This is a genomic window from Vibrio natriegens NBRC 15636 = ATCC 14048 = DSM 759, from assembly GCF_035621455.1.
In the GTDB taxonomy this organism is placed as follows: Bacteria; Pseudomonadota; Gammaproteobacteria; order Enterobacterales; family Vibrionaceae; genus Vibrio; species Vibrio natriegens.
The window spans coordinates 1561478-1575034 of the sequence record NZ_CP141823.1; the positions used below are offsets into that span (position 1 = coordinate 1561478).

At 41.8% G+C, this 13557-nt stretch carries 14 protein-coding genes; 13 read left to right on the forward strand and 1 reads right to left on the reverse strand.

The window, feature by feature from the left end; translation table 11 throughout:
• Window position 1 precedes the first annotated feature (1 nt).
• The 12 genes from VER99_RS21420 to VER99_RS21475 all read left to right on the forward strand — a co-directional run bounded on the left by VER99_RS21420 (window position 2) and on the right by VER99_RS21475 (window position 11295).
• On the forward strand, window positions 2-1420 hold the full coding sequence (locus tag VER99_RS21420; RefSeq protein WP_020336085.1) for a YlbE family protein: 1419 nt from the start codon (window positions 2-4) through the stop codon (window positions 1418-1420).
• Window positions 1421-1561: 141 nt separating this feature from the next.
• Window positions 1562-2500 carry a carbamate kinase gene (locus VER99_RS21425; RefSeq protein WP_020336084.1) on the forward strand — a complete coding sequence of 313 codons (939 nt, stop codon included), beginning with the start codon at window positions 1562-1564 and terminating at the stop codon, window positions 2498-2500.
• Between the two features lie 144 nt (window positions 2501-2644).
• On the forward strand, window positions 2645-3772 hold the full coding sequence (locus VER99_RS21430) for a succinylglutamate desuccinylase/aspartoacylase family protein (RefSeq protein ID WP_020336082.1): 1128 nt from the start codon (window positions 2645-2647) through the stop codon (window positions 3770-3772).
• Between the two features lie 413 nt (window positions 3773-4185).
• The gene (locus VER99_RS21435) at window positions 4186-4815 is read left to right on the forward strand and encodes an ArsR/SmtB family transcription factor (protein ID WP_020336080.1); all 630 of its coding nucleotides are present in this window, start codon (window positions 4186-4188) and stop codon (window positions 4813-4815) included.
• A gap of 254 nt (window positions 4816-5069) precedes the next feature.
• On the forward strand, window positions 5070-6464 hold the full coding sequence (lpdA, locus tag VER99_RS21440) for a dihydrolipoyl dehydrogenase (protein WP_020336079.1): 1395 nt from the start codon (window positions 5070-5072) through the stop codon (window positions 6462-6464).
• 162 nt (window positions 6465-6626) lie between these two features.
• Window positions 6627-6902 carry an ArsR/SmtB family transcription factor gene (locus tag VER99_RS21445; protein WP_236614679.1) on the forward strand — a complete coding sequence of 92 codons (276 nt, stop codon included), beginning with the start codon at window positions 6627-6629 and terminating at the stop codon, window positions 6900-6902.
• A gap of 250 nt (window positions 6903-7152) precedes the next feature.
• Window positions 7153-8337, forward strand: coding sequence for an MFS transporter (locus tag VER99_RS21450; RefSeq protein ID WP_020336078.1), 1185 nt, complete (start codon window positions 7153-7155; stop codon window positions 8335-8337).
• A 40-nt stretch (window positions 8338-8377) separates the two neighbouring features.
• Complete coding sequence (locus VER99_RS21455) at window positions 8378-8806, forward strand: OsmC family protein (RefSeq protein WP_020336077.1); 429 nt, start codon at window positions 8378-8380, stop codon at window positions 8804-8806.
• An 11-nt stretch (window positions 8807-8817) separates the two neighbouring features.
• Window positions 8818-9141: a thioredoxin family protein gene (locus tag VER99_RS21460; RefSeq protein ID WP_020336075.1), complete on the forward strand. Its 324-nt coding sequence runs from the start codon at window positions 8818-8820 to the stop codon at window positions 9139-9141.
• Between the two features lie 104 nt (window positions 9142-9245).
• Complete coding sequence (locus VER99_RS21465) at window positions 9246-9572, forward strand: thioredoxin family protein (protein ID WP_020336074.1); 327 nt, start codon at window positions 9246-9248, stop codon at window positions 9570-9572.
• A 16-nt stretch (window positions 9573-9588) separates the two neighbouring features.
• Window positions 9589-10536 carry a thioredoxin-disulfide reductase gene (trxB, locus tag VER99_RS21470; protein ID WP_020336073.1) on the forward strand — a complete coding sequence of 316 codons (948 nt, stop codon included), beginning with the start codon at window positions 9589-9591 and terminating at the stop codon, window positions 10534-10536.
• Between the two features lie 168 nt (window positions 10537-10704).
• Window positions 10705-11295, forward strand: a complete 591-nt coding sequence (locus VER99_RS21475; protein ID WP_020336072.1) for a TetR/AcrR family transcriptional regulator — start codon at window positions 10705-10707, stop codon at window positions 11293-11295.
• 113 nt (window positions 11296-11408) lie between these two features.
• Here VER99_RS21475 and VER99_RS21480 read toward each other — a convergent pair whose 3' ends face one another.
• Window positions 11409-11894, reverse strand: a complete 486-nt coding sequence (locus VER99_RS21480; RefSeq protein ID WP_020336071.1) for a DUF2938 family protein — start codon at window positions 11892-11894, stop codon at window positions 11409-11411.
• A 452-nt stretch (window positions 11895-12346) separates the two neighbouring features.
• Between VER99_RS21480 and VER99_RS21485 the strand changes: the two genes are divergently transcribed.
• On the forward strand, window positions 12347-13252 hold the full coding sequence (locus VER99_RS21485; protein WP_020336070.1) for a sugar phosphate isomerase/epimerase family protein: 906 nt from the start codon (window positions 12347-12349) through the stop codon (window positions 13250-13252).
• The last annotated feature ends 305 nt before the right edge of the window (window positions 13253-13557 follow it).

The following is a 13557-nucleotide window of genomic DNA, read 5'->3' on the forward strand; positions in this document are numbered from 1 at the left end:
AATGAGCAAAGTAGCACAACTATTTTCAGATCTGAATGTGATAAATGTAGGTTTGGAATTTTTTAAACAGGATATTCAGAAACAACAAGCGCCTGTTACTCAAGTAAGCTGGCAGCCAATTGCTGGTGGTAACAAAGCAGTGATTGATGCTCTGGATAAATTGGCACAGCCAGAAGTCGCTGACAAAATCGAGTCGGCAAACGAAGAAGCGGTAACACGCATCATTAATTCACATCCAGTGCTGGTAGGTTACGAGCGAGCGATCGATGTTGTTCCGGGCATGACCAAAACTACAATCCTTCACGCAGGTCCACCGGTTGCATGGGAAGATATGAATGGCCCAATGCGCGGTGCGGTGACAGGTGCGCTGATTTTTGAAGGCCTTGCTAGCAACTTAGATGAAGCATTCCGACTTGCTGGTTCAGGTGAGATTACCTTCTCACCTTGTCACGAGCACGACTGTGTTGGCTCAATGGCAGGTGTCACTTCTGCATCTATGTACATGCACGTAGTGAAGAACCAAACTTACGGTAACATTGCGTACACCAACCTCAGTGAACAGATGGCGAAAATCCTACGTATGGGTGCAAACGATGAGAGCGTTGTTGAGCGTCTAATTTGGATGCGCGAAGTACTAGGTCCAATGCTAAAAGCGGCAATGGAAATCGGTGGACCGATCGACCTACGCCTGATGCTAGCACAAGCACTGCATATGGGCGATGAGTGCCACAACCGTAACAACGCAGGTACGGCATTATTATCTCAGGCTCTGACGCCACGAATTCTACAGACAGACTTCACAATTGAGCAAAAACGCGAAGTATTCGAGTTTATTGCCTCTAGTGATTACTTCTCTGGTCCTACGTGGATGGCAATGTGTAAGTGTGCACTGGATGCGGGACACGGTGTCGAAAACAGTACTATTGTGACCACAATGGCACGAAACGGCGTGGAGTTTGGTATTCGAATGAGTGGTATGCCTGGTTTTACTTGGTTTACTGGGCCTGCACAAAAAGTGGTTGGTCCTCTATTTGCGGGTTACAAGCCTGAAGACTCTGGCCTGGATATTGGTGATAGTGCGATCACTGAAACATACGGCATTGGTGGCTTTGCTATGGCAACGGCTCCTGCAATCGTTGCTTTGGTTGGTGGAACAGTGGGAGAAGCAATTGATTACTCAATTCAAATGGATGAAATCACGACCGACACTAACCCAAACGTCACGATCCCTCTACTTAATTTCAAAGGCATTTCGTCTGGTATTGATGTGCGTAAGGTACTAGAAACAGGCATTTTGCCTATCATCAACACCGCTATCGCTCACAAAGAACCAGGCGTAGGCATGATCGGTTGTGGTATCACTAACCCACCAATCGAATGTTTTGAGAAAGCGTTACTCGCATTTGCCAAAAAGATGTAATTAAGAGAATAGATAGGGGCTTAGTCCCATAACACTTAATGACTGCGCCAGTGAAGACGCTGGCGCAATCCCCAGTGGCTAATTATAAGAACATTAAACATGTTCTATGTCTTGATGGGGGCTAACAGTAGAGGTGTACCAATGAGAATTGTTTTAGCACTAGGCGGTAACGCTTTATTAGAACGCGGCCAACCATTAACAGCAGAAAACCAACGTATCAATATTAAAAAAGCTGCCGCAGCGATAGCGGAAATTGCCAAGCAACATGAAGTAGTTATTGTTCATGGCAATGGTCCACAAGTGGGCTTACTGATGGAACAAAATAGCCAGTATCAACAACAAAAGCCAGAAGTGACCGCGTATCCATTGGATGTGTTGGGTGCACAAACCTGCGGTATGATTGGTTATATGTTGCAGCAAGAGTTATTCAATGCTGATAATAAATTACATATAACAACGATGTTCTCCCAGACATGTGTCGATATCGAAGATAGTGCATTTGACGATCCAACCAAGTTCGTTGGCCCTGTATATAAAGACGAAGATATCGAAGCATTGCGTGCAGAGAATCCTGCGGCTATCTACAAGAAAGATGGCGACTACTACCGTCGAGTTGTAGCATCACCTCAACCTCAAAATATCGTTGAGTCGGAACAGATTACCCGTCTACTAGAAAGCGGCAACACGGTCATTGCTTGTGGCGGTGGCGGCGTTCCGGTGTTTGAAGCGCAAGACGGTAAGTTGGTTGGCGTAGAATGTGTAATCGATAAGGACTTAACGGCTGAATTGCTGGCAGAACAGATTGAAGCTGACTTATTTATTATTCTGACCGACGGTGCAGTTTATCTCAACTACGGTAAGGAAAATCAACAAGCTATTAAATGCGCTACACCAAAAGAACTATCAAACTATGATTTTCCGGCAGGATCTATGGGGCCAAAAATAGATGCAGTATGTCGCTTTGTCAGTCGGGGGCATGGTGATGCAGCGATTGGTGCGTTAGACCAGTTGGACGCAGTGATTAATGGTGAATCAGGTACTCGAATTACTCAAGGTGAAGGAATAAGTTTTTATTCCTAAATATTTCAGTCATTTTAATTTACGTACATAGTCGGTTAATAAAGGCTATGGGTAAGTTCTAAATTATTTACATAAAAATAGTGATGCTGTTTTATATAAACAGTAATGCCTATTCCATAAGCAGAATTATATAAGGAAGATAGAATGAAAAAAATATCGCTCACAGTTTTAATGACTGCCATTATTTCCACTCCTCTAATGGCGGAAACTATTTATAACGGAGATGTTATTCAAGGACGAAAAGTTATTACAAAGTTGGATGTGAAAGACTTTGATAGTAATAGTGTATCGGAACTATTTTTTCGAGCCGGTGACCAAATTAATACAGGCCAGTATTATTATGTTCCGGTAACCGTGATTAAAGGCAAACTTCCAGGTAAGGCTGTTATGTTTGTTGCTGGGGTACATGCAAACGAAATGAACCCTTACTTAACGGCAAATTTAATCAAACAACAACTCGATACTGAAAAAATGTCAGGAACAGTGACAATCGTTCATCAGTACAATATCCCCGGCTTGATAAATAATATTCGCGAGTTCGTACCCTCTGGTCCAGTAAAAGTAAACAGTAATCTTAATCGTCAAGTTGCATTGGACTCGGTCGTTAGCAGCAGTCAACGTTACTCATATACACTTTGGAACCATTTGCTAAAAGATAATGCTGATTTTGCGTTAGATATGCATACCGCTAACCCGACAACATTTCCATTAGCTGCCTATTCAGATTTGAGTATTCCTGCTGTGAAACAACTAACACGATTGTTCCCTCTTAACGCGACGATCAATAGTTCGGGAACCACGTCCGTTTCTGGCGCATATAATTCTATCGGTGTACCAGCATTCACTCTGGAAATTGGCTCTCGTGAAGTATATGAACCGGAATGGGTAGAAAAGGCGCTGCAAGGAGCAATAAACTTATTGCGATTCGCTGATGTTATAGATGGGGAGTTCCAGACCTATCAAGACATCGTAGATACGAATGTATGGCTGGATGTTACGGCTGAGTACGGTGGATTTGTCGTGCCGGAGATCAAGGTACTCGATAAGGTTAAAAAAGGCGACTTAATGTTTACTCAGTATGATGCTTTTGGACATGTCGCCAAACAATATACCAGCCCAGCTGATGGACTAGTGATTCAGGTTATTCAGAACCCTATGGCCGAAGCGGGGATGCAATTGGGATCCGTGGTGTATTTTGATCCTGCCAAGGAATTGTCTGACAACGAGGGTGTTGGTTCTGTTACCGTGAAAGATATACCAAGTAAAAAATAGAATTAAGTTGTTGAAAATAGCCTGGCTTATGCCAGGCTTTTGTTTGTATTTGTTTTCTGTTTATGACAGTTAACGAATGGATAGACCACCACAATTATTGTACTCATCAAGAAAGTGAGCGACTCTGTCGTACCTTAACTACCAACCGATTTTGTCGACTTACATATTACCAGGGGAAGTGATAGAACTATTTTCTTTTCCAGAGGCGTGCCAGCACGATCGCGGCTAGCTCGTTTGTGCCCCATTTCCACTTAGATCATTTGCTCGCAACATTTTTGAGGCTGGTCATTTGACCTATTATTTCTAATGCAGTTGTTCACCTGGTTACATAGAATTTGTTAATGATGATTTGTAAACCCTGCCAATGTATACTCACCTGTCTAGTCACGAGTATTGGGTTTGGAGACAGAAGTTTGGTTGATTCTTATGCGTATGAAAATGTTGGTGAGTTTGCAAAAGCTTTAGGGCATGAAAAGCGGTTATTAATTATCGAGTTGCTTAGTAGCCATGAGCGTTGTGTCGAAGACTTAGCTACCGCTATGGGAATTGGCGTTAAATCAGTTTCTGCCCACCTTAAGGTCATGAGAACTCAGGGAATCCTTACTACACGTAAAGAAGGTCTTAGGGTTTATTATCGACTACGTAACGACAACATATTGAAATTATTTCAGTCTTTATGGGAAGTGGCATTATCCAATAAAGATATCACCCCTTTAGACAAAAATAGTGATTTTTGTCTTACGCTTAAAGACCTACTTGGTGCATTAGAGTCGAAGAAAACTGTGTTATTGGATGTTCGTGAATCCGATATGTACGAAGAAGGTCATATTCCTAGCGCAATTTCTATCCCTGTTGATGAACTTACACAATGGGCCGAAAACTATGAAAATTCAGATGAGATGGTCGTGGTTTACTGCGAAGGCTACTATTGTATTCAAGCTATTGATGCGACAAATATCCTTAAGGACAAAGGGCTGAACGTAAAAATGTATCGCAATGGCTTAGATGAATGGGCTGCGTCAGGGTTTGAGGTCGCGAAGTAATTCGCCATAATGTCATATTAATCAATAGATTATAGTTTCATGTAATCTATTCCCCCCTTATCTACAGGAAGACAAAGGTAATTGAGTTAATGTCTCTTTTGCTCTGTAAATTACTAGCAGATACCCATTATTCTAAAAATCCTTAGATTACTAGAATAATATTGATCAGAAGCAATTTTTGTTTCCTTCCTTATGCTAATCTCACTGTCAGTTAATTCTTAAAATCTTTAGAATATTGGATATAGAGGCTTTTTATGAAAACTGACATTTTAGTGATTGGTGGTGGTCCTGGTGGTCATGTAGCGGCAATTAAAGCAGTTGAATTTGGTGCGAAAGCTATCGTTGTTGAGAAATACAAACTAGGTGGTACTTGTTTACACCAGGGTTGTATCCCAACTAAAACACTATTGCATACTACAGATGTGCTTCATGAGATTAAGCATGCTGCAGAATTAGGTATTAATGTTGGAGTTGCTTCAGTAGATATGGAGCAACTACAAAAGCGTAAACGTCACATTCTTGATACGATCACTACCGGCGTAAACGGGTTAGTTGAAAGCAAAAACGTAGAAGTTCTATATGGTACTGCTGAAATCATTTCTGATCATAAAGCAAAAGTGGTTGCCGCTGATGGTACAGAGCAGGAGATTGAATTCGACAAGCTTGTATTGGCAACTGGTTCTGTTCCTACCATGATCAACATTCCTGGCTCTGATTTACCTGACGTTATCACTAGTAATGAAGCACTTTCTCTGACTGAAGTTCCAGAAGAATTAGTCATCATCGGTGGTGGTGTAATTGGTGTTGAGTTTGCTCAGCTTATGATTCGTCTTGGTTCTAAAGTGTCAATCATCGAAGCGCACTACAAAATTCTGTCTCATATGGATGACGAATTATCTGAACAGCTTGCTCAAGCTTTGACTGCAGAAGGTGTTGATATCCGTGTGAACGCTAAAGTTTCTGCAATTGAGAAACAAGATAAGGGTGTGCAAGTATTCTTCGAAACTGAAAATGGGCAGGAATCACTATCAGCGTCGACTGTACTGATGTCTGTAGGTCGTAAACCAGTAGTAACTGGCTTTGGTCTTGAAAATACTGATGTTGTTGTAGAGAAAGGTGCTATCGCTGTTAATGAATACATGCAAACAAATGTACCTCATATCTACGCATTAGGTGACTGTACTGGTGGTTACATGCTAGCTCACGTTGCTATGGAACAAGGCATCGTTGCTGCGAAGAATATGGTTAAAGGTAGTGAAGTTGCGTTTGACGGTTCAACAACTCCAGCTTGTGTTTATACAAGCCCTGAATTTGCTAGCGTTGGTTTGTCAGAAAAAGCGGCTAAAGAAGCCGTTGGCGACATTAAACTTGGTAAATCTGATTTAGCAGGTAATGCAAAAACTATGATCGTTCAACAGCACGGTACAGTAAAGTTTGTTGTTGATGCTAAAACTGAAAAAGTACTAGGCATGCACATCCTTGGACCACGTGCGAGCGATATGATTCACGAAGGCGCACTGGCTATCAAGATGGGTGCGACCATTGAAGATATCATCTCAACTATTCATGGTCACCCAACCATTGCAGAAGGGGTTCATGAAGCGGCGGAAGATGTATTTGGTCATGCGATTTATAAAGCATATCCATAATTAGCTTGTTGGTAGGGCTATCCATTTGGGTAGCCCTTTTTCTTTAGTCTTGGTCAGTGATTATCATCTAGAGGCGTTATTTGTAAACGCTGTTCGAATTGCGTTTCTATAGAGGAAGCGGTTTTATTAGATTCTACTACGTATGAAAATGTAGGTGACTTTGTGAAAGCACTTGGTCACGAAAAGCGTTTACAGTTAATTGATCTACTCAGCGAGCATGAAAGGTGTGTTGAAGACTTATCCAACGCAATGGGGATTGGTGTCAAATCTGTTTCAGCTCACTTACGTGTCATGAGAACTCATGGTGTATTAATCACTCGTAGAGAGGGAAATCGAGTCTATTACCGTGTGAGCACCATAGAAATATTAGATTTGTATCGTCATATTGTGGATGTCGCTTTGCTTAATAATTGGCGAACAATAACACCTATACGATAAGTGGAATACATTCCTCACCCAATTCTTTTTTTCTATTCGCTTATCTTCTAATCTAAAAAATTTCAGAATGTCCACTCGTCAGTAATCAATCACTAATTTTATTAAAAACAATAAATTAGGTTGAAGTTGTTTTTACTGAATAATCACTTTCTACTTAATTGTGGAACGGTCGATCTTTAAATGTATTGACAGAAAACCTTATCGATCATAACTTGTAGATCAATCGTTCTATAATTAAGGTTTTTTACTTATGCCTGTTGCTTTATATGCACTCGCAGCAGCTGCGTTCGGGATTGGTATGGCAGAATTTGTTGTAGTGGGTATCTTGCCCATTATTGCAGGTGACATGAATGTCGACATTCCGACGGCTGGACAACTTGTTTCTTACTACGCGTTAGGTGTTGCAGTTGCAGCTCCGATTTTAACTGCACTTTCGAGCAAATATGACCGCAGAAAATTAACCGTTGGGTTGATGCTTCTGTTTGCTCTGGCGAACTTGTTAACGACTCTTGCACCAAGCTATTCGTTACTTCTTTTAGGTCGTGTTTTAGCGGGTGTGGTTCAAGGTGTTTTTTATTCCATCGCAACAGTGATTGCTGCGGACTTAGTTTCTAAAGATAAGTCTGGCCGCGCGATCGGTATTGTCTTTTCTGGTATGACTGTCGCGATTGTTTCTGGTGTTCCGGCAGGGGCTTTTATCACGGAATGGCTCAACTGGCGTGCGGCATTTGCGCTAATCAGTGTACTGGGTTTTGTGAGTATGGTTTCACTTTGGTTCTTGTTACCCGCAAACCTTAAGCGCCCTAAACCAGCAAGTGTATTCAAACAACTTTCTGTTATCGGTGTTCCACGCATGCTACTGGTATTCCTGATCACGGGGATTGGCTATGGCGGTTCATTTATTGCGTATACCTACCTGTCAGAAATCCTGGGGAAAATTACCGGATTCTCAACGTCAGCAATCGGCACCATTTTGATTTTCTACGGTATCGCAGTTGTGTTCGGCAATACTTACGCGGCGAAATGGGCGGATAAAAAAGGTCCTTTGAAAGCATCGGCGGGCATTTTCATTTCGTTGGCTCTGACATTGCTTCTGTTTGGCTTCGTTGCAACCAACAAATACTACGTTATTCCGTTAGTGATGATTTGGGGTGCAGCAGCATTTGGTAGCGTGCCGGTTCTTCAGCTGTATGTTGTGCAGCAAGCCGAAAAGCATTTCCCGCAAGCGATTGATGCTTCATCCAGTATGAATATCGCAGCGTTCAACCTTGGTATTGCCGTTGGCGCTTCGATTGGTGGCTTCGTTGTTGCCAAATATGGGCTATTAGCAACGGCACCAGCCGCTGCGGCCGTGGTCGCTATCAGTGTACTACTAATTGTATACAGCGGTGTCCTGGAGTCGAAAGACAACCAAAAGTTAGTAACCCAAGAATAAGTAAATTCAAATTCTTAGATACATATAGTGAGGAAAAATTATGGATATTAAATTAGATCTATCTTGGCAAGGTGGTATGAAAGGTTCAGGTTTGATCGAGAGTGAAGGCCTGTCGACTAAAATCAGTATTCCTGCAGTTTACGGTGGTTTGGGTGAATACAGCAATCCGAAAGAGCTGTATGTAGGGTCTACTGCTGCTTGTTTTCTTTCTACGTTGACAGCGATTTCTGATAACAAAAAGCTTCCGCTGGACTCTATGAAAGTGGAAACCAAAGCTCAGGAAGAAGGCGATAACTTCACCATTCATCACATCGCAAACATCGTATTGTCAAAAGCGGCAACACAAGACGACCTTGCTAAGGCAACAGAATACACAGCAAAGGCTGACAAGATTTGTTTAATCGGAAACCTTGCACGTAAAGCTGGTGTGGAAGTTACCGCACAAGCGAACGTAACTTTCGCTGAATAAGTTAAATTTGCATGCCGGTTTTAGATGCGAATACCAAGCGATTTAATCAGGTCGTTAAGCAGAAACAGGGTGTCTCCCTGTTTCGGTTCTGGGCAAGTTGGTGTCCACCTTGCCGGATGATGACTCGGGTCTATCAACAAACAGAAAAGAAACTCAGTGGCAAAGCTGAATTTTATGATGTGAATATTGACAGACATCAGGAACTCTCTGAGCGGTGTCGTATCAGAAGTATCCCAACTATCGTCATCTACAAGAATGGTAAAGAAGTAAAAAGAATCGATGGTGTGATTCTTAGCGATGATCTTCAACGTCAGGTTGAAAAATATCTCAAATAACTGAGAACGCACCAGTGTTATTAATGTGCAAGGTGACGATTAAATGACGACTTTGTACGTCTCAATTATGGATTAAGTATTCCATAATAGTTAGGAGAAATATCATGACATCTAAAGTAACTACATTGAATGACGCTACATTCCAGGAAAATCTACAAAATGGCTCTACATTTGCTGTTCGCCTATGGGCAGAGTGGTGTATGCCATGTCGCATGATGTCACCAATCTATGATGAAGTGGCTGGCCGTGTTGCTGATGATTCATTAATTATGGGTGAAGTGAATATTGATGAATTTCCATCAGTCGCTGCTCAACTTGGCATAAGAAGTATTCCTACAGTGGTTGTATTTAAAGATGGTAAAGAAGTGACTCGTTCTGCGGGTATGATGCCAGCACCACAACTTGAAGAACTTGTACTAAGCGCAAAATAAACAGAGACGTCAGAGTATGAGTAAACATCGCAAATTAATCATCTTGGGTTCTGGCCCTGCCGGTTATACCACTGCAATTTATGCCGCCCGGGCTAACCTTGAGCCACTATTAATCACTGGTATCGAAGTCGGTGGTCAACTGACCACTACAACGGATGTTGAGAACTGGCCGGGTTACCCTGATGGTATTCAGGGGCCAGAGTTAATGGCGCAGTTAAAAGAGCATGCAGAACGGTTTAACACTGAGATTGAATATGACTACATCACTCAGGTTGATCTGAATCAGAAGCCTTTTGTGTTGAGGGGTGAAAGCACCTATACGGCAGATGCGCTGATTATAGCGACCGGTGCAACCGCTAAGTATCTGGGGCTGGAAAGTGAAGAAGCGTTTAAAGGACGTGGCGTATCAGCCTGTGCAACGTGTGATGGTTTCTTCTACAGAAATAAACCGGTTGCTGTTGTCGGTGGTGGTAATACTGCGGTTGAGGAAGCTTTGTATCTCGCCAATATCGCTTCACACGTTACCCTGATTCACCGACGTGATCAGTTAACGTCGGAAAAGGTACTGCAAGACCGATTATTTGAGAAAGTAAAACAAGGGAAAGTCACCATTAAATGGCATTCCACACTTGATGAAGTGTTGGGTGATGACATGGGTGTGACAGGTTTACGAATCAAATCAACCAAAACCCAAGAAACCGAAAATCTTGAACTGGATGGTGTATTCATTGCCATTGGACATAAACCGAATACGGGTATTTTCCAGGACCAGTTAGAGATGAATAATGGTTACCTAAAAGTGAATTCTGGCACGAATGGTAATGCGACTATGACCAGTCTTCCGGGGGTGTTTGCGGCCGGTGATGTGAGTGATAGCCACTATCGTCAGGCGATCACTTCAGCGGGCACAGGTTGTATGGCAGCACTTGATGCTGAGCAATATTTAGCTAGCTTAGATGACTAATTGGGCTCAATGGCGTTCTAAGTGACGCTATAAAGCTTACATTTAGTAAGAATCAGGCCCGAAAACATGGTATATGTTTCGGGCTTGTTGTTTTTAAATCAGTTAAAATATCCAGTTCTTTAACTGGCAACGAATTAATGTATTTTCTTTATTTTGTGAGGTATTGATATGGCTCGAACAGGGCGTCCCAGAGAATTTAACCGCGATGAAGCGGTAAAAAGAGCAATGGATCTGTTCTGGCAAAAAGGGTTTGAAGGTACATCACTGGCTGAACTGCGTACAGCGTTGGGGAACCTTTCTGCTGCCAGTTTTTATGCTGCATTTGGTTCAAAAAGAGCACTGTACCAAGAGTGTCTGGAGCTCTACACCCATACTTGTGGCGAGACGCTTTCTGAACTTAATAATGAAAGCGTCCCTGCAAAGTCAGCGATTAAAAATATGCTGGTTAAAACTATTAACATGCAAACTTCTTCAGTGACACCGACAGGATGTATGGCGGTGCTTTCCGGGCTTAATTGTTGTGATGATAATAAAGAAATTGAACAGATGGCCCTTTCTGTACGCAATGATATTCGGAGTGCCTTAATGAGCTGTGTTCAACGAGGATTAAAGGACGGTGAATTTCCGCAAAGCTTGAATGCCAACAGTTTTGTTATGATGCTTGATACATTCATCAATGGCCTTTCTATTCAATCAAGAGACGGCACGGCTCGAGAGCAGCTACTTGACGCTTGTGAACTGTTTTTAGAAAAGTGGTGAGTATTGCTTAAGTTAAAAGTGCTGTTGTACGAGAAAGGTTTGAAATTGGAAAATTGAATGAGGTGACTACAGAGCAAGTAGCCACCTAAGGTGTTCAGCGCTTTGCTTTCTCGTTATGAAATATACAGTATCGAGAAACCATATTGGCCTGCTGCGAATACCGCGTGTGCAACGACTAAGTAAATAAACATTGCAGACCAGTTCGGTACTAATCGTCCCATAAAGCCAGCTCCTAACGCAGGCATTAAGATGGCCAATCCAGCAAGGGTACTTAGTACTAAGCCGACAACAATGATTGGCATTATACTAGGTTCATCAATAAAACCAGCGCCAAACAATAGAATGATCAGGACAGCGTAACCAATACCGACGACATAATGAAATAACCAACCAAGCGTCTTTTCTTGTGCATTTGGGGCTTTATCAATTGATGTATCTAAAACCCAGTTCCCTTTTGGTATTCCGGAAATCCAACGTCCGACTATGCCCCAATTGGTTTGTGGAATGCCAAGCATTTTTTCAACAAGTGTTACCCATAAATCCAGAATGATGGTTGAGCCAATGCCCACTACCAGGCAAAAATACAACATATTCACCATTTTTATTCTTTCCTCATTTTTTCTTTACTATCTGATGGGTGGGTTAACAGCCCCGAACTTCATAGAACCACGAGCCTACAACTTAAATCGGAGTATTAAGTATGTGAGTTCGTTGGATTCTTGAGTCAGTTCTGTTTGCAGTGTACTAGCGTTGGTACGTAGACTGTGCTGCTTCATACCTATATCTAATATTCTATAGTACATTGGAATATTGGATATGAACAGCGTTAACGTCAGTATTAATCAAGACTAAAGTACCTACTAGCGCATGGTTAAAAGCAACGGTATGGTTGGTTTTCTATTGATTTTTCAAGCTTCATCACGGAATCCAAAGATAGTCTATATGAATTGAATATTTCACTTTACGCCACTTGTGAAACATATAATCTAATAATCGTTAGATTATGAGATTTATTAGAGTAGTTATTTTTTGACTAAAATTTGGAGTAAAGATGAAGATTGCATTAGATGTAGATGTACTCGCAAAGCAGATGAGTATTTCCGATATGGTTCACCAAGTTGCAGACTGGGGTTATAAATATATTGAACAGTCTCCTCACCCGCGTATTAATCCTTTTTATAAACATCCGCTGTTCTCCCGAGAATGTGAGGCAGAGTACAAGAAAGCCCTCAGACAAGCTGGCGTTGATATCTCTTCCTTTATTTGTGTCTATCGTTGGTCTGGTCCGACAGAAGAACAACGCCGACATGCGGTAGCAAATTGGAAAAGATTGATTGAAATTGCTGTTGATATGGATGTTCAGGTGATTAATACCGAACTTTCTGGCGATCCAAATCAGCAAGAAATCTGTAATGGAATGTGGTTTCGTTCTATGGAAGAGCTCCTTCCTCTATTTGAAAAAGAAGGTATACGTGTTGAAATCCAATCGCACCCTTATGATTTTTGTGAGTTGAATAATGAGACTTGTGATTTGGTAAAATCATTTCGCTCAGACAACCTGACCTACGTGTACTCAGCGGCACACGGATTTTTTTATGACCAAGGCAAAGGTGATGTACGTCAGATGCTGCAGTATGCTGGCGATGATTTATCCCATGTACTTTTTGCAGATACATTTAATCAGACCTTAGACACGCGTTACATATTAAATCCACCATGGCTAAATGGAAAAGGTTCAGCTGATGTAACGGTACACCAGCATCTGGCTATGGGAGAAGGTGACGTAGATTTTGATGCTGTTTTTTCAACACTGCGTGACATGGACTTCGCTAATAAAAAGTTCAAGGTTGGTGGTGATGCGATTGCTTGCGTGTCTTACTTCGGCTTCCCTGAAAAAATGGCAACTCAAGCTATAGAAGCCAGAGAAAGAATTGAACGCGAATTACTCCTTAAATAATTAATGGAGCACTCTGATTCTTCAAAAGTAGAGACGAGCATTATTGTGTCTCTACTTTTTATTATCATGTCTCCCCGTGAAGTAGGCTAAGTGACTTTCCAATACTTGAAGTTATCCGTACTTTACTAATTTAGGGAAATCACTAACACGATACTGTCCAGAACCTTCACGGCGGGCGCTTCTAGCTCAAAACCTAGTTTTGAATGCCTAGCTTCGGGACAGAAGCACCTTAGAGAAAACTGTTAAGGATACGGGTCCATTAGCCTATCTAATATTCACCGCGCTTTATTTCCTCTCTCCACATC